Annotated in this window: 15 protein-coding genes; 11 read left to right on the forward strand and 4 right to left on the reverse strand. The window is 71.1% G+C overall.

What is annotated here, in order from left to right; all coding sequences use genetic code 11:
• Nucleotides 1-177 precede the first annotated feature (177 nt).
• Complete coding sequence (locus LDO26_RS04045; protein ID WP_232129799.1) at nt 178-2,094, forward strand: S8 family peptidase; 1,917 nt, start codon at nt 178-180, stop codon at nt 2,092-2,094.
• Nucleotides 2,095-2,268: 174 nt separating this feature from the next.
• Here LDO26_RS04045 and LDO26_RS04050 read toward each other — a convergent pair whose 3' ends face one another.
• The 4 genes from LDO26_RS04050 to LDO26_RS04065 form a co-directional block, all read right to left on the reverse strand.
• A complete protein-coding gene (locus tag LDO26_RS04050) occupies nt 2,269-3,414 on the reverse strand; it encodes a serine hydrolase (protein ID WP_232129800.1) in 1,146 nt (381 codons plus the stop codon).
• A complete protein-coding gene (locus tag LDO26_RS04055) occupies nt 3,414-4,526 on the reverse strand; it encodes a serine hydrolase (RefSeq protein WP_232129801.1) in 1,113 nt (370 codons plus the stop codon). Before LDO26_RS04055 ends, LDO26_RS04050 begins: the two co-directional genes overlap by 1 nt.
• Nucleotides 4,527-4,564: 38 nt before the next feature.
• Nucleotides 4,565-5,719, reverse strand: a complete 1,155-nt coding sequence (locus LDO26_RS04060) for an acyltransferase family protein (RefSeq protein WP_232129802.1) — start codon at nt 5,717-5,719, stop codon at nt 4,565-4,567.
• A gap of 129 nt (nt 5,720-5,848) precedes the next feature.
• A complete protein-coding gene (locus tag LDO26_RS04065) occupies nt 5,849-7,258 on the reverse strand; it encodes a PQQ-dependent sugar dehydrogenase (RefSeq protein WP_435594023.1) in 1,410 nt (469 codons plus the stop codon).
• Nucleotides 7,259-7,417: 159 nt separating this feature from the next.
• Here LDO26_RS04065 and LDO26_RS04070 point away from each other — a divergent pair, with 159 nt between their 5' ends.
• The 10 genes from LDO26_RS04070 to LDO26_RS04115 all read left to right on the forward strand — a co-directional run bounded on the left by LDO26_RS04070 (nt 7,418) and on the right by LDO26_RS04115 (nt 15,959).
• Nucleotides 7,418-7,819 carry a hypothetical protein gene (locus tag LDO26_RS04070; RefSeq protein ID WP_232129803.1) on the forward strand — a complete coding sequence of 134 codons (402 nt, stop codon included), beginning with the start codon at nt 7,418-7,420 and terminating at the stop codon, nt 7,817-7,819.
• A 128-nt stretch (nt 7,820-7,947) separates the two neighbouring features.
• Nucleotides 7,948-8,583, forward strand: a complete 636-nt coding sequence (locus LDO26_RS04075; RefSeq protein ID WP_232129804.1) for a DUF2242 domain-containing protein — start codon at nt 7,948-7,950, stop codon at nt 8,581-8,583.
• Between the two features lie 109 nt (nt 8,584-8,692).
• The gene (gspE, locus tag LDO26_RS04080) at nt 8,693-10,423 is read left to right on the forward strand and encodes a type II secretion system ATPase GspE (RefSeq protein ID WP_232129805.1); all 1,731 of its coding nucleotides are present in this window, start codon (nt 8,693-8,695) and stop codon (nt 10,421-10,423) included.
• Between the two features lie 130 nt (nt 10,424-10,553).
• Nucleotides 10,554-11,771 carry a type II secretion system protein XpsF gene (gene xpsF, locus LDO26_RS04085; protein WP_232129806.1) on the forward strand — a complete coding sequence of 406 codons (1,218 nt, stop codon included), beginning with the start codon at nt 10,554-10,556 and terminating at the stop codon, nt 11,769-11,771.
• Between the two features lie 55 nt (nt 11,772-11,826).
• Nucleotides 11,827-12,261 carry a type II secretion system major pseudopilin GspG gene (gspG, locus tag LDO26_RS04090; RefSeq protein ID WP_232129807.1) on the forward strand — a complete coding sequence of 145 codons (435 nt, stop codon included), beginning with the start codon at nt 11,827-11,829 and terminating at the stop codon, nt 12,259-12,261.
• Nucleotides 12,262-12,264: 3 nt separating this feature from the next.
• Nucleotides 12,265-12,732: a type II secretion system protein XpsH gene (gene xpsH, locus LDO26_RS04095; RefSeq protein WP_232129808.1), complete on the forward strand. Its 468-nt coding sequence runs from the start codon at nt 12,265-12,267 to the stop codon at nt 12,730-12,732.
• A gap of 107 nt (nt 12,733-12,839) precedes the next feature.
• Nucleotides 12,840-13,268 (forward strand): type II secretion system protein XpsI, encoded by a 429-nt coding sequence (xpsI, locus tag LDO26_RS04100; RefSeq protein ID WP_232129942.1) that lies wholly within the window; start codon nt 12,840-12,842, stop codon nt 13,266-13,268.
• The gene (locus LDO26_RS04105; RefSeq protein ID WP_232129809.1) at nt 13,265-13,909 is read left to right on the forward strand and encodes a prepilin-type N-terminal cleavage/methylation domain-containing protein; all 645 of its coding nucleotides are present in this window, start codon (nt 13,265-13,267) and stop codon (nt 13,907-13,909) included. The genes xpsI and LDO26_RS04105 overlap by 4 nt, the downstream gene beginning before the upstream one ends.
• Complete coding sequence (locus LDO26_RS04110; RefSeq protein ID WP_232129810.1) at nt 13,906-14,769, forward strand: type II secretion system minor pseudopilin; 864 nt, start codon at nt 13,906-13,908, stop codon at nt 14,767-14,769. The genes LDO26_RS04105 and LDO26_RS04110 overlap by 4 nt, the downstream gene beginning before the upstream one ends.
• Nucleotides 14,769-15,959: a PilN domain-containing protein gene (locus LDO26_RS04115; protein WP_232129811.1), complete on the forward strand. Its 1,191-nt coding sequence runs from the start codon at nt 14,769-14,771 to the stop codon at nt 15,957-15,959. Before LDO26_RS04110 ends, LDO26_RS04115 begins: the two co-directional genes overlap by 1 nt.

Here is a 15,959-nt window from a genome sequence, read left to right on the forward strand (position 1 = left end):
GTGGAATCGGGCGGCCGGGTCCCGGACCCGGCCGTCCTGCAAGGGTTTCCGGGCTCCGCTCCCAGCGGTCGGTGTCCGGTTTGAAGAGCGTGAAGCGTTGCGAGTGGTTGTCTCACCCGAGGCGCCATCTCGCAGCGTGGTCACCGTGGTCCATCACTCCTGTAAAGAGGGTTTTCAATGAAGAAGGGCATCATTCCATGCACGCTGGCCGTCGCGGTGAGCGCCGTGCTTGCGGTCGGCTATGCCGGTGCAGCGGGCAAGGCGGGTAAAGCTGTTGCCGATGCGCCGCCGGCGGTATCGGCGGGCGAAAGCCAACTGCCGTTGGTCCGTTTCATCGTCGAGTACAAGGACGGTGCCCGCGAGCGCTCGGACGCAAAGGCCGTGGTGACGGGCGTCAACACCGCGCTGTCGCGGGCGGGTCTGACGCGTGGTGCCAGCGCGGTCAGCGCCAGCTACGAGCGCAAGCTGGCCACCGGTCATCAACTGGTCCGTCTCTCCCGCGGCGTCGACCGTGTCGTCGCCGAGACGCTGCTGCAGCAGATCGCCGCAGATCCGAACGTCAAGTCGGTCCAGCTGGACCGGCTTCGCCAGATCACGGCGATCCAGCCGGCCTACGTTCCCGACGATCCGGATTTCGATGAGTACCAGTGGCACATGCGTGCTCCGGACGGCGGCGCGACCTACGACGGCGGCCCCAACCGGGGTGGCGCGAACGTTCCGGCGGCATGGGACCTCTCCGATGGCGAGGGCATCACGATCGCGGTGATCGATACCGGTATCACCGCGCATCCGGACATCGACACCTCGCTGGCCGATGCCGGCTACGACTTCATCTCCGATGCATTCGTTTCGGGGCGCGACACCGACGATCGCGTGCCGGGCGGCTGGGATCTCGGCGACTGGACCATCGGCTATCCCGGTGCCAGCACCTGCGCGCAGCGCAACAGCTCCTGGCACGGCACGCATGTGGCGGGTACGGCTGGTGCGCAGCTCACCGACAATGGCGTCAGCATGACCGGCGTGGCCTACGGGGCCAAGCATCTGCCGGTGCGCGTGCTCGGCCACTGCGGCGGTTACGAGTCAGACATCGTCGACGCCATCATCTGGGCGGCCGGCGGCGAGGTCGAGGGCGTGCCGCTGAACGAGAATCCGGCGCAGGTCATCAATCTGAGCCTTGGCGGTTCGGGTCCGTGTTCGTCGTCCGAAGCGGCCGCGATCGCGCAGGCCAACTCGCTCGGTGCCACCGTGGTCATCGCCGCCGGCAACAGCAACAGCGACGTCAGCAACTTCTCGCCGGCCAACTGCCCGGGCGCGATTGCCGTGGCATCGAACGGCGTGACCAGCCGTCGCGCCTACTACTCGAACTACGGTACCGGTATCGACATCTCGGCACCGGGCGGCGGCGTCTACGCCAACGATGGCAGCTCGGGAACCCAGATCTATGACGGCTTCGTCTGGCAGGCCGGCAACCCGAGCAACACGACGCCGACCCCGGTCGAGAACATTCAAGCCAACTATGCGCGCGGTTCGGCAGGCACCTCGCAGGCGTCTCCGCATGTCGCCGGCGTGGTGGCCCTGTTGCAGAGCGCGCGCCTCGCCGCCGATCTGCCGCTGTTGACGCCGGCGGAAGTGCTCGAGGTCCTGCAGCAGTCGGCCTCGCCGTTCACGGTGGCGCCGTCGGCCAGCCAGCCGATCGGCCCGGGCATCCTCGATGCAGGCGCGGCCGTGGTCCTGGCGGTCGAAGGCCCGCCGGAACCGTGTGATCCGGAGGTCGAGGAGTGCGCGCCGCCGGCGACGCCGATCGACAACAAGGTGCCGGTGCGTGGGCTGAGCGGCAGCGGTGGCGACACCCTGTACAGCATCGAGGTGCCTGCCGGCACGACCGGTCCGCTGAGCATCACCACCAGTGGCGGCAGCGGCAACGTCTCGCTGTACGTCAGCTTCGAGGCGGAGCCGGCGGAGGGTGCGGCCGACTTCACGTCGACCCGGCCGGGCAACTCGGAAACCGTTCGCGTCAATGCCCCGCAGGCAGGTGTGTACTACATCAAGCTCTCGGGCAGCTACAGCAACGTGACGCTGCAGGCGCGTTTCTGATCGGGCAAGCCTGATCGAACGGGCAGGTCCGGCACCGCTGTGGCGGTGCCGGACGCATGCAGCATCGACGGAAGGCCCCGGTATTGCCGGGGCCTTTCATTTGGTTCGTCCCGGCTGTGCGGGAAGCCGGCAAGCGGGGGGCACTGCCGGGTGCGGTCCCGGCACCGCGACAGGTCAGCGGTCGCGCGAGGCCAGCAGCGTCTCGTCCAGCGCACGTCCCAGCGACTGGAACGCCTGCTCCGCCTGGGCGATGTCGTCGAAGCGCTCGGCGCAGGCAAGCACGATCGTGGCGCCGTGACGCCCCGAATCCGGATCGATGATGCCGACGTTGCAGGCCCGGCCGAGCTGGGTGCCGGTCTTCTGGGCGAAGTCCGTGCCGGTGGACAGGCCCGCGGCGATGCGCCGGTCGCCGGTGCTGATTCCGCGCATGTGGCCCAGCACGATGCGCGTGCTTTCCGGCGACAGCAGTTCGCCCGCGGCGAGGCGGTCGAGCAGCCGGGCGAATGCGGGCAGGGTCGCGGCGTTGTCGCCGCGGCGGTAGTAGGCCTCGAACACCGCGTCCAGCGACCCGGCGTCCAGCGCGTCGCGCGCGACGCCAAGCGTATCGGCCAGCGCCTGCAGCCGCGGTTCGCCGGCCTCGGCGTTGCGCAGGCGCAGGATCGCCATGTTGTCCAGATCGGCGACGCCGGGATGGACCGGGCCGTAGGCGTCGTAGCGGACCTGCAGGATGGTCGTGACCGGGCCGAATCCATCGCCGGCCCAGTCGCGGATGCGGCGGTTGAGATGCGCCTCGCCGACCTTCCTGATCAGCATGTCGGTTGCCGTGCTGTCGCTGTCGCGCAGCGATTTCTCCAGCAGCGTGGCGATGCTGAAGCGTTCGCCGGGCTTGTGCTGCAGCATGTCGCCGGCGCCGTCGACGAAGTCGGTCCGGGCCAGTACCAGTTCCTCGTCCAACCCGATGCGGCCCGTGTCCACCTGTTCCAGGACCGCGATCGCCACCGGCACCTTGATCGTCGACGACAGATACCAGGCGCGGTCCCCGCCGCGGTCGAGGGTGCCGGGCGATGCGCCGTAGTGGCGCACGTACACGCCGAAGTCGCCCGGCATCGCGTCGTCGATCCGCGACACGTCCGCATCGAGCGCCGCGATCCACGGCGCGTCGATGGCGGCGGCCGCTTCCACCGCCTGCGCCTGTGCCGGGTCGTCGGGGCCTGGCGGTTCGCTGCCGCGGCAACCGGCCAGCAGCGCAAGCAGGCAGAGGGAGAGGGCAGCGACGGGCGTGCTGCGACGATGGCGCGGGATCGGGGCGGTCGAAATCATCATGGGGACGAAGACGGGGAAGGGGACCTGTCCAATACCCCGGCCGCGGTGACGGCGGCGCCGACATCACGCAGCGCGCGCTCGCTGGCCGCGGTGCCGGCGCCACGTGCGCAGGCAGCGACGACGACGCGCGCCTGTGGCTGCGACGTGGCCCTCGCCGGCATCGTCACGATGCCCAGGTCGCACAGTCGCCGGTACTGGGTGCCGGTCTTGTGGGCGAATCCCGCGCGTGCCGGCAGGCCCGCGCGGATGCGCCGCTTGCCGGTCTCCACCCGCGACATCAGGTCGAGCAGATAGCGCGTGCTGTCGGGTTCCAGCGCCAGTCCCGCCGACAGCGAGGTCAGCATGCGGCCGTAGTCGACCAGCGACGCGGTGTTGACGTGGGTGGCGTAGTAGGCCTCGAACGCATCGTCGATGCCGGGCAGCAGGAAGTCGGCCGGCGACACCGCCAGCAACTGCGCGAGCTTGCGCGCGCGCGCGTCGCCGACGCCACTGCGCTGCAGCGCCAGCAGGTCCTGCGAAGTCAGTCCGGCGGCGCCGGTGTGCAACTGGCCGTAGGCAAGGCGGCGCACGTCGGCCAGCGAAGTGATGCGCACGCCCTGGGCCGCGATCAGTTCGGCGGCGACCGCATTGACCTGGCCGAGGCCGACGGTGCGGATCAGGACGTCGGTGGCGGTGTTGTCGCTGTGGATGATCATCTGCTCGAGCAGATATGAGATGCGCAGGCGCGTGCCGGGCGGATGCGAGTTGGTATGGCCGCCGCCGTCGACGAAGTCCGACGGCAACAGGGTCGCGTGCGAATCGAGCGACAGCCATCCGTTGTCGATCTCGCGCAGCACCGCGATCGCCACCGGCACCTTGACCCCGGACGCCAGATACCACGGCTCGTCGGCGCGGTAGGCGTACGACGCCCCCGTGTCGATGTCGTGGACGTACACGCCCAGTTCGCCGGGGAAACGCGCGTCCGCCGCGTCGAGCCGCCTGCGCAGCTCCGCCGCCCACACCGGGGCCGGCGTGGGCTCCGCGCCGGGGAGCGGCGGCAACGCGAGCGCGGTCCGGGCGGCGGCCAGTGGCGACAGCAGCGCAGCGGCAATGACGGCGGTGGACAGCATCCGGCGCATCGCCGACACATTGGACGCTGCCGTCCTCATCAGCGCTGAACCGCCTGCTTCATGCGCTGCCACAACCAGATCCAGGCGGCGGTGGCCACGATCAGGATCGCCGTCAGCAGCAGCGCGCGCTCGTACGACACCGCCTGGTAATAGCCCAGCACCTCGCGGAACAGGAGGAAGATCACGCTGATGTGGACGATGAACGCCATCAGCGCGTCGCTGCCGATCACCGCGACCGGACGCAGCCATTTCGCCAGCGTTTGCCCGCCGGCGATCGCCAGTGCGAGCAACGCGAATGCGCCGCCGACGCTGAACAGCATGAACATCAGCTGCGGCGGATGCTTGCCGACGTTGCGCGCGATCTGGACCAGCAACGGCCGCAATTCAGCGTCGCCGGCGCGCAGCAGGAACCATCCCAGCAGCACGGCTGCGACCAGGGTCAGGCCACCGGCCAGGGCCAGGCGCGTGCGCGGGTCGCCGTAGCAGCGCAGCAGCAGGCCGCCGATCAGCAGGCCGACGAGGATCAACGGCCCGCGCGCCAGCTGGCCCCAGGCGTAGTAGTCGGGATGCTCGACCAGGACGGCCTGCAACTGCGGCACGCCCCAGAAATCGAAATGGTGCAGCAGCCACCACGAGGCGAACGCGACCGGGACCGGGCTGAGCCAGCGCAGCCAGGCCGGCGCTTTCGCCCACAGCGGCAGCAGCCACGGAATCCACAGCAGGGCGATGGCGTAGAAGCCCAGGATCTCGACGAACGACGGGAAGTTCCGGTACAGCAGCGTATCGACGATGGCCTCGCGGTCGTAGCGTCCGTACATCTCGACCACCGTCAGCACCTTGTACCAGAACAGCACCACCAGGCCGCGCCACAGCAGCCGGTTGCGCCGCTGCGGCCAGTCGGGCGCTCCGGTCTTCGGCACGAACGCGACCGCCAGCGCGATGCCGAACACGATGACGAACAACGACGACGAGAACTTGGTGATCGCATGTACCGGCACCTGTCCCCACGACGGGAAGTCGTCGAACGGCATCAGGCCGTTGGTGCCGTGGCTGAGGATCATCAGGCAGACCGCGATGCCGCGCGCGAAGTCGATCGCGCCGATGCGGCCCTGGCCAGGTGAAACGGTCGCGGCAGCGGCGGTGGCCGGCCGGGGTGTCGTCGTCTTCGTGCTGTCGGTGGCGGCGGCACTCATGGCATCGGAATTCCTCGGCGGCGCATCAGGGGAACGGTCGGTGTCCGTGGATGTCCGGCAGCCGGGACACCCGTCGGTACCCGGACATGGCGGCAGCGACGCGCAACGCGAACGCCGCCACGCTGCGGATCAGCGTGCCGGCGCGGCCGGCGGCACATCCGACGCGGTCAGGCGCCAGATCGCGTTGCCGACATCGTCGGCGACCAGCACCCCGCCGTGGCCATCGACCGCCACGCCGACCGGGCGCCCCTGCGCATCGCCGCGCTGGTTGACGAAACCACCGAGCACCGTCTCGATCGGACCCGACGGCCTGCCGCCGGAGAACGGCACGAACACGACCGAATAGCCGACCTTGGGCTTGCGGTTCCACGAGCCGTGCAGGCCGATGAACGCGCCATCGGCATAACGCGCGGGCAGTGCGTCGCCGGTGTAGAACGCCAGCCCCAGCGGCGCGACGTGTGAGCCGAGCCCGTAGTCCGGCACCACGGCCTTCGCGACCAGCGCCTCGTCCTGCGGCTGCACGCGGGTGTCGACGTTCTGGCCGAAATAGCTGTACGGCCAACCGTAGAACGCGCCGTCGCGCACCGAGGTCAGGTAGTCGGGCACCAGGTCGTTGCCGATCTCGTCGCGCTCGTTGACCACCGCCCACAGCACGTCGCCTCCGGGGTGCAGCGCCAGTGCGGTCGGGTTGCGCAGGCCGGACGCGAAGTTGCGCACCGCGCCGGTCGCGGCATCGATCTCCAGCACCGCGGCGCGGTTGACCTCCTCTTCCATGCCGTTCTCGGCGATGTTGCTGTTCGAGCCCACGCCGACGTACAGCTTGCTGCCGTCGCGGCTGGCGACCAGCGCCTTGGTCCAGTGGTGGTTGCGGCCCGCGGGCAGGTCGGCGACCTTCTCCGGGGTCGCGCTGATCGAGGTGGCCCCTGTGGTGTAGGGCACCTTGACCAGGGCATCGGCATTGGCGACGTACAGCGTGTCCCCGACCAGGGCCATGCCGTAGGGCGAGGTCAGGCCGGTGAGGAAGGCGTGCCGTTCCTCGGCGATGCCGTCGCCGTCGACGTCGCGCAGCAGGGTGATGCGGTCCGCGCTCGGCACGCCGGCGCCGGCGCGCTTCATCACCGCGTTCATCGCCAGCTGCATCGGGCCGGGCGTGGTTTCGGTCTCGGGCTTGTTGGCCTCGGCCACCAGCACGTCGCCGTTGGGCAACACCAGCACCTGACGCGGATGGTCGAGGTCGCGGGCGAACGCGGTGACCGCGAAACCGTCGGCCGGGTTCGGTGCGCCATCGGCGGGCCAGCCGACGGCCGGTGCGATCTCGACCACCGGCAGCGTCGATTCCTCCGGTGCCGGCAGCGTCGGGTTCGGCCCCGTGCCGACCGGGTAGCCATTGTCGACCGCGGTGGCGCTGTCGGCGTGGGTGGTCGGCTGGGTGCTGTCGTCGACCGGCGGGTCGTTGCTGCTCATGCAGGCGGTCAGGGCCAGCGCCAGGATCGTGAGGGCGGAGAGCGCGCGCAACCGGGAAATCGCGTGTACGGCCATGGCGGGGTACCGTCGGGAATGAAACCCCATTGCAGCAGCGCGGCCGTGACGGCATGGTCAGTGCCGCCGTGGCCGCACGCCCGGCCGCACACGACGCTGCGCCCGCGCCGATCTGCGATATCGTGCGTCTGCGTCCTCCCCACCGCCAAGCATTCCACAATGTCGAAACTGTCCAAATCCCGCCGCGACGCGCGCCGCAAATCGATGCCGGGACGCGCGCTGCGCCCCGGCGCGAACGCAGCCCGCGTGCATGCGCAATTGCGCGACGACGGCGGCCGGGTCCTGGCCGGCGCCGCGCTGCGCGACGGCGAATGGTCGCTGGTGCTGGCCGGCAGCGTGGTCGCGACCACCGAGAGCGCGGCGATGGCGCTGGCGATGCTGCACCACACCGCTGCGGTGCAGGCCCGCGCCGGCGTGCGCACCGCGCTGGCGATGACCCGGACGCTGGAGATCGCGGCAACCGCCGAGGCGGCCGAGGCCGGGCACACCCTCGACGAACACCTGGCGTGGCTCGAGGCCGAGCGCCAGACCCGCAACCAGCCGGCCAGCGCGCCGCACTGAGGGGCGCGGCACCGCAAGCCAGTTGCGGCACGATCATGAACCTTGGGCAGCGTGCCTGTACGCCACGTCAAGGCGCGCGACGCGGGCGCCGTTATGATGCTCCGGTTCCCGGTTCCGATCTGGCTGTCATGCGCGCGCCCCGCCCCTTGCTGGTCCTCTCGTCTCTGGTGCTGCTGTCGACGGTATTGACCGCCTGCGGCCGCAACGCCCGCGAGGAAGCGCCGTTCATGGGCGAGGCGTTCGACGCCGACGACACCTATTCGCGGATCTACGACCTGCCGCCGGCCCAGGTGTGCAGCGCCTCGCGGCTGGCGCTGCTGGGCCAGGGCTATGCGGTCAACAAGGCCGGCGACGACGCGGTCGAGGCGGTCAAGAACTTCCAGCCCGAGGAGGACGTCCACACGCAGCTGTCGGTGCGGGTGTCCTGCGTGCCGCGCGGCCACGACCGCACGCTGCTGTTCGTCAGCGCGCTGCTCGACCGCTACAACCTGCGCAAGAGTTCCAGCTCCGCGAGCCTCGGCGTCGGCGGGCTGGGTTCGGTGTCGTTGCCGATCGGCAGCCGCGACGATTCGCTGGTGCGCGTCGCCAGCAGCACGGTGCAGGACACCGGCTTCTACCGCCGCTTCTTCGAACGGGTCGGCTACTACGTGCCGCAGCCCGACAGCGGGGCGCCGCGCGCGCGCGGCGACGGGCCGGTCGACGAGGATCCGCCGCCGGAGGACCTGCACGGCAACGCCGCGGAACCGCCGGCACGGCCCCGCTGAGCGCGACGCGGGACGTCCTGGAATGCCCGCCGGGCCACGGCCTGTGGACCGGCATGGCGAGCTGCTAAAGTCGGGCTCCTGTCGACAGTCCACGTGGAGCGGTCCCGGCGTGAATGCGGTGCTCGAGGAATCCGGCGCGCTCGATCCTGCGGAAGCCCGGATCGTGGCCCATCTGTGCGACCACGGCCGCCTGAAGGAGGTCGACCTGGCGCGTGCGCAGCGCCTGCATGCCGAGGCCGGTGGCAGCCTGCTGACCCTGCTCGGCCGGCTGGGGCTGGTGTCCGAGCGCGACCATGCCGAAGCCTGCGCCCAAGTGCTGGGCCTGCCGCTGCGCGCCGGCAAGTCGATTCCCGACGACCCGCCGGAGCTGGTGGAGGGCGCGCGGCCGCTGTCGACCCGCTTCCTGCGCCAGTTCCACCTGTGCCCGGTCGGCGAATCGCGCGGCCGCGTGCTGCTGTGGATGGCCGACCCCGCCGACCGCTACGCGCTCGACGCGGTGCGCCTGGCGACCGGTTGCGAGGTCGCCCCGGTGGTCGGCCTGCGCTCGGAGATCGACGACCTGATCGAGCGCTGGTACGGCCAGGGCCGCAGCGCGATGGGCACGATCGTCGAGTCGGCCGATGGTGAAGGCGGCGGCGACGTCGACGACGTCGAGCACCTGCGCGACCTCGCCTCCGAGGCGCCGGTGATCCGGCTGGTGAACCTGGTGATCCAGCGCGCGGTCGAGTTGCGCGCGTCCGACATCCACATCGAGCCGTTCGAGAACCGGCTCAAGGTCCGCTACCGCGTCGACGGCGTGCTGATCGACGGCGAGAGCCCGCCGGCCAACCTGACCGCCGCGGTCATCAGCCGCATCAAGATCATGGCCCGGCTCAACATCGCCGAGCGCCGGCTGCCGCAGGACGGCCGCATCATGCTGCGGGTGCAGGGCAAGGAGCTCGACCTGCGCGTGAGCACCATGCCGACCGCGCACGGCGAGAGCGTGGTGATGCGCCTGCTCGACCGCGAGACCGTGGTATTCGACTTCTACAGGCTGGGTTTCACCGACGAGTTCCTGCCGCAGTTCCAGAAGGTGCTCGACCAGCCGCACGGCATCCTGCTGGTGACCGGCCCGACCGGTTCGGGCAAGACCACGACGCTGTACACCGCGCTGTCGCAGCTCAATACGCCGGACGTGAAGATCATCACCGTCGAGGATCCGGTCGAGTACCAGATCGAGGGCATCAACCAGATCCAGGCCAAGCCGCAGATCGGGCTGGATTTCGCCCACGCGCTGCGCAGCATCGTGCGCCAGGACCCGGACATCATCATGATCGGCGAGATGCGCGACCTGGAGACCGCGCGCATCGCGATCCAGTCGGCGCTGACCGGGCACCTGGTGCTGAGCACGCTGCACACCAACAACGCCGCCGGCGGCATCACCCGCATGCTCGACATGGGCGTCGAGGACTACCTGCTGACCTCGACCGTCAACGGCATCCTCGCCCAGCGCCTCGTGCGCCGGCTCGAACCGACGCACGCGCAGCGCTATCCGGCGTCCCCGGAGGAGATCGCGCGCTTCGACCTGCGCCGCTTCCAGCCCGAGGGCGAGATCTTCCTGTACCGGCCGGGCCCCTCGGCGGTCGCGCCGACCGGCTACCTGGGGCGCACCACCATCGTCGAGTTCCTGGTGATGAACGACGAACTGCGCCGCGCGGTGATGCGCCACGCCGGCATGGGCGAACTGGAGGACCTGGCGCGGCAGTCGGGCATGCGCACGATGTACGAGGACGGCATCCGCAAGGCGCTCGCCGGGCAGACGACGATCGAGGAAGTGCTGCGGGTGACGGAGGATGCGTGATGGAGCAGGGGCCGGGGAGCAGGGGCCTGAGGCCAGCGGCGGCCGGCGGCCTTTGCCGCGTCCCTCGCGCGGTTTCTTCGCCCCGCTCTTCCCGGGCCTCAGGCCCCTGCTCCCTGGCCCCTGATTCCCGATGACCCTCTACCGCTACAAGGCCCTCAATACCCGCGGCGAGACGCTCGGCGGCACGATGGAGGCGGCCTCGGAGGCCGAGGTCGCATTGCGGCTGCAGGAGCAGGGGCACCTGCCGGTCGAGACCCGGCTGGCCAGCGAGGCGCGCGGGGTCGACGACTGGAAGATGCTGTTCAAGCCGAAGCCGTTCTCCGGCCAGCGGCTGGTGCAGTTCACCCAGCAGCTGGCGACGCTGCTCAACGCCGGCCAGCCGCTGGACCGGGCGCTGACGATCCTGCTCGACCTGCCCGAGGAACCCGAGGCCAAGCGCACGATCACCGAGATCCGCGACGCGGTGCGCGGCGGCAGTCCGCTGTCGACGGCGCTCGAGCGCCAGCACGGCACGTTCTCGCGGCTGTACATCAACATGGTCCGCGCCGGCGAGGCCGGCGGCAGCCTGGAGGACACGCTGCAGCGGCTGGCCGATTATCTGGAGCGCGCCCGCGCGCTGCGTGGCCGCGTGGTCAATGCGCTGATCTATCCGGCGATCCTGATCGTCATGGTCGGCGCGTCGCTGCTGTTCCTGCTCGGCTACGTGGTGCCGCAGTTTGCGGCGATGTACGACAGCCTCGATGCCGAACTCCCGCTGTTCACGAAGATCGTGCTCGGTATCGGCGAGTTCGTCCGCGACTGGTGGATCCTGTTGCTGGTACTGCCGCTGCTGGCGTTCTACGCGTTCTGGCTGAAGCTGCGCGACGCGAAGTTCCGCGCGCGCTTCGACGGCTGGCTGCTGCAGCGGCGCTTCGCCGGTCCGCTGGTCGCGCGCATCGAGACCGCGCGGCTGGCGCGCACGCTGGGCACGCTGCTGCGCAACGGCGTACCGCTGATCGGCGCGCTCGGCATCGGCCGCAACGTGCTCGGCAACCTCGCGCTGGCGGCCGATGTCGACGCCGCGGCGACCGAGGTCAAGAATGGCGTCGCGCTGTCCACGGCGCTCGGCCGCGGCAAGCGCTTCCCGCGGCTGGCGATGCAGATGATCCAGGTCGGCGAGGAGTCGGGCGCGCTGGATGCGATGCTGCTCAAGACCGCCGACACCTTCGAGCAGCAGACCGGGCAGTCGCTGGACCGCCTGCTGGCGGCGCTGGTGCCGGCGATCACGATGCTGTTGGCGCTGGTGGTGATGGTCGTGATCCTGGCGGTGCTGGTGCCGATCTACGACCTGACCAGCGTCATCGGCTAGGTTCATGGGCCGGCGGCATACAATGCGGAAGATCCTTTCAACGAGGCAGCATTCGATGCAGTTTCCCCGCAACCGGCGCGGCATCGTCCGCGCGAACGCGCAGTCGGGCTTCAGCCTGATCGAGATCATCCTGGTCGTCGTGCTGATCGGCGGCATCGTCGCCTTTGCCGCGACCCGCATCCTCGGCGGCGGCGACCGCGCCCGCGTCAACCTCGCCAAGGCGCAGGTGCAGACGCTGGCCGAGAAGGTGCACCAGTTCGAGATGGACACCGGCCGCCTGCCCGGCGCGCTGGGCGACCTGGTGACGCAGCCCGGCGACGCCGGCGGCTGGCTCGGGCCCTATGCCAAGGACGCCGAGCTCAGGGACCCGTGGAACACGCCGTACGAGTACCGCGTGCCGGGCGACAGCCAGCCGTTCGAGATCGTCAGCTTCGGCGCCGACCGCAAACCCGGCGGCGACAGCGTCAACGCCGACATCCGCTACGAATAACCGATGGACGCGGGTCGTCGTCGCCTCCGCCGACCCCGCGGCTTCTCGCTGCTGGAGGTGCTGCTGGTCGTCGGCCTGATCGCGGTGACCGGGGTGCTGGCCGCCGCGGCGATGAGCGGCGGCTTCGACCGGCTGGCGCTGCAGTCCACCGCCAAGGAGCTGGCCGCGCAGCTGCGCTACACCCGCACCCAGGCGATCGCCACCGGCGAGCCGCAGCGCTTCGTCATCGATCCGCAGGCACGGACCTGGCAGGCGCCGAACGGGCGCCACGGCACGATTCCCCACACCCTGGAAGTCGAGTTCACCGGTGCGCGCGAGGTCCAGCCCAGCGCCGCCGAAGGCGCGGTGCAGTTCTTCGCCGACGGCGCCGCGACCGGCGGCCGCATCCGGCTCGGCTACCGCAGCGCCGCCTGGCAGATCGACGTGGCCTGGCTGACCGGCGAAGTGCGGTTGCACAGGGGGGAATGGTGAGGGGGCGACGAGAGCCGGGACCCGGGGCCAGGGGTCAGGGGTCGGGGACAGCAGCTCGCGGACGCGCTTTCCCCGGGGCCCGGTTTCCCGGCCAGTCCGGCTACACCCTGATCGAGGTCATCGTCGCCTTCGCGGTGCTGGGGCTGGCGCTGATGCTGCTGCTCGGCACCCTGTCCAACGGCACCCGGCAGGTGCGCTGGGCGGCCGATTCCGGACGCGCCGCGCTGCACGCGCAGTCGCTGCTCGACGAACTCGGCATCGAACTGCCGCTGCAGCCGGGCCAGCAGGACGGCAGCTTCGAGGACGGACGCTATCGCTGGACGCTGGCGATCGCGCCGCATGTCGAGACCGGTGTCGATCCCGACACCCTCGACGGCAGCAGCTTCGCCCCGCTGCAGCCGGTCGACCCGTTCGCGCCGCAGCTGCTGGAAGTCGCGCTGGCCGTGGAATGGGGCGAGGGCGGCCCGCGCGAGCGCCTGCAATTGCACACGCTGCGACTGCGCACGACCGACGCCGGTGCCGGAGCGCTGCCATGAGCCGCCGCATGCGCGGCTTCACCCTGATCGAGGTGCTGCTGGCCACGGTGCTGCTCGCCGCCGGCCTGGCGCTGGCGTTGACCACGTTGCGCGCGGCCACCGCGACGGTGCAGCGCGGCGAGACACTGGCCCAGCGCAGCGAGCGCATGCGCGCGGTCGAGGGTTTCCTGCGCCGGCGCATCGCGTCGGCGACGCCGGTCGGCTTCCAGCTCGATCCCGTGACCGGCGAGGCGGTGCGCTTCATCGGCGAGCCGCAGCGCATCCGCTTCGTCGCCGACCTGCCGAACTACCTCGGCCAGGGTGGGCCGCACCTGCACGACATCGCCGTCGACGGCACCGGTGCGACGTCGCGGCTGACGGTCGCCTTCGCCCTGGTGCTGGCCGGCGAGACCGTCGAACTGCCGGATCCGCGCCCGCCCGAACCGCTGGTCGACGACCTGGCGGAACTGCGCCTGCGCTATCGCGGTTTCGCGGCCGACGGGACATTGGGCGACTGGCAGGAACAGTGGGGGCCGTCGACGTCGCTGCCGCTGCAGGTCGCCATCGACATCGCCAGCGACAGCGCCGGCAGCTGGCCGGCGATGGTCATCACCCTGCCGCAGGGCACCGGCGAACTGCCGGGCGGGGAGATCGCGCCATGACCCGGATCGCAACCCGCGCGCGCGGCGCCGCGCTGCTGCTGGTGCTGTGGCTGATCGTGCTGCTGGCGACGCTGGTCGGCACCTTCGCGGTCACCGCGCGCATCGAGAACCAGCAGGGGCGCCTGCTCGGCCGCGGCCTCGTCGCCGACCAGGCCGCGCGCGCCGGCCTCGAGTACGCGATGACGCGGGTCGACCTGGACGACGCGCAGGCGCGCTGGCATCCCGACGGACGGCCGTATCCGTGGCGTTTCCACGACGCGGAGGTCGAGGTCCGCATCGTCGACGAACGCGGCAAGGTCGATCTCAACGCCGCCGACGGCGAACTGCTGGCGGCGCTGCTGCGCGTGCTCGGCGCGGAGCCCGGGGAGGCCGATGCGGTCGCCGGTGCGATCCTCGACTGGCGCGACGAGGACAGCCTGGTGCAGCCGGTCGGCGGCGCCGAGGATCCGGACTATGCGGCCGCCGGGCGGCCCTACGGGGCCAAGGACGCGCCGTTCGAGAGCATCGCCGAGCTCGAGCAGGTGCTGGGCATGACGCCGGCGCTGTACGAAACGCTGTCCGCGCACGTCACCGTGCATTCGCGGCTGCCGATCCCCGACCAGCAGTTCGCCTCGGCCGAGGTGCTGCAGGCGATGGGCGTGGACGCCGATCCGATCCTCGCCGCGCGCGCGGCGACCGGTGCGCTGCTGGCCGCCGCGGTGCCGGGCGGCGGCAGCGGAACGTATAGTATCGACAGCCGCGCGCGGCTCGGGGATGGCCGTATCTCCGTGCTGCGCGCGATCGTCCGGACCGGGGGCGGTGCGATTCCGGGCACCGCATACCAGGTCCTTAGCTGGGAGGAGGGAGCGTCAGCACAATGATGTCCGCAGTATCCGCATCGCCCGGCGACGAGGCCCCGGGGCGCCGGCAGTGGCGGCCCGGCGGGCGCCTGCTGCCGCGCATCCGCACGTTCCTGGCGTGGTGGGGGACGTCGCTTGCGGCCTGGCTGCCGCGGCGGGTACGCGAGCTCTTCGGACTGGCCGGCCGGCGCCTGCTGCTCGAGGTGCGGGGCGACGAGCTGGCGCTGACCCTGCACGACAGCGAATCCTCGCAACTGCTGGCAGCGGTGCCGCTGGCGCCGCTGCGGGAGACCGACGGCGATGCGCTGGCCCCGCTGCTGCAGCGGCGGCTGGCCGAAACCCCGCGCTGGCTGCTGCTGCCCGCGCGCATGGGCCTGCGCCGCACCCTGACCCTGCCCGAGGCCGCGGGCGAGCGGCTGCAGGACATCCTGCGCTTCGAGATCGACCGGCAAACGCCGTTCGCCGCCGACGACGTGCGCTACGGCCACCGTGTGCTCGGCCGCCGCGGCGACGGCAGCCTCGACGTCGAACTGGTGGTGGTGCCGCGCGTCGCGATCGACGCCGCGGTCGCTGCGCTGGGCCCGCTGGGCGGGACCCTGGCCGGGATCGACCTGGCCGTCGAGGGGGAGGACGGCAACCGCACGCCCCTGGGCGTGAACCTGATCGATGATGCCGGGCGCCAGCGCCGCGGCGACCCGCAGCGCCGCTACCAGTGGCTGCTGGCGGCGGTGGCAGTGGTGTTCGTGGCGCTGGCGCTGTGGCAGATCCGTGCCAACCACGCCGCGGCCGCCGCGGACTTCGAGGCCGAAGTCGCCGCCGAGGCCACGCGCGCGCGCGGCGCCTCGCAGCAGCGCCAGCAACTGGCCGACCTGGCCGAGGGCATGCGCTTCCTCGACCGGCAGCGCGCATCGCGGCCGATGACCGTCGCCGTGCTCGACGAGCTCAGCCGGCGGCTGCCGGACACCACGTACCTGGAGAAGGTGGCGATCGAGGGCGACCGCATCCTGCTGATCGGCCTGAGCACCGAGGCGTCGGCGCTGGTCGGCTATCTCGAAGGCTCGCCGTTGTGGCAGGCGCCGGCGCTGGCCGGCGCGCTGCAGAACGATCCGCGCACCCGCGCCGACCGCTTCACCCTGACCGCGCGGCTGGCGGACGCTGCGCCGGCCACCACGCAATCACAGGAACCCGAGCGTGCAGCCAGTGCCCGGTAG

Source organism: Proluteimonas luteida (genome assembly GCF_021191695.1).
GTDB lineage: Bacteria > Pseudomonadota > Gammaproteobacteria > Xanthomonadales > Xanthomonadaceae > Luteimonas > Luteimonas luteida.

Coding starts and splice junctions, on each gene's coding strand:
- LDO26_RS04045 (WP_232129799.1), top strand. CDS start 178: ATGAAGAAGGGCATCATTCCATGCACGCTGGCCGTCGCGGTGAGCGCC.
- LDO26_RS04050 (WP_232129800.1), bottom strand. CDS start 3,414: ATGATTTCGACCGCCCCGATCCCGCGCCATCGTCGCAGCACGCCCGTC.
- LDO26_RS04055 (WP_232129801.1), bottom strand. CDS start 4,526: ATGCTGTCCACCGCCGTCATTGCCGCTGCGCTGCTGTCGCCACTGGCC.
- LDO26_RS04060 (WP_232129802.1), bottom strand. CDS start 5,719: ATGAGTGCCGCCGCCACCGACAGCACGAAGACGACGACACCCCGGCCG.
- LDO26_RS04065 (WP_435594023.1), bottom strand. CDS start 7,258: ATGGCCGTACACGCGATTTCCCGGTTGCGCGCGCTCTCCGCCCTCACG.
- LDO26_RS04070 (WP_232129803.1), top strand. CDS start 7,418: ATGTCGAAACTGTCCAAATCCCGCCGCGACGCGCGCCGCAAATCGATG.
- LDO26_RS04075 (WP_232129804.1), top strand. CDS start 7,948: ATGCGCGCGCCCCGCCCCTTGCTGGTCCTCTCGTCTCTGGTGCTGCTG.
- xpsF (WP_232129806.1), top strand. CDS start 10,554: ATGACCCTCTACCGCTACAAGGCCCTCAATACCCGCGGCGAGACGCTC.
- gspG (WP_232129807.1), top strand. CDS start 11,827: ATGCAGTTTCCCCGCAACCGGCGCGGCATCGTCCGCGCGAACGCGCAG.
- xpsH (WP_232129808.1), top strand. CDS start 12,265: ATGGACGCGGGTCGTCGTCGCCTCCGCCGACCCCGCGGCTTCTCGCTG.
- LDO26_RS04105 (WP_232129809.1), top strand. CDS start 13,265: ATGAGCCGCCGCATGCGCGGCTTCACCCTGATCGAGGTGCTGCTGGCC.
- LDO26_RS04110 (WP_232129810.1), top strand. CDS start 13,906: ATGACCCGGATCGCAACCCGCGCGCGCGGCGCCGCGCTGCTGCTGGTG.
- LDO26_RS04115 (WP_232129811.1), top strand. CDS start 14,769: ATGTCCGCAGTATCCGCATCGCCCGGCGACGAGGCCCCGGGGCGCCGG.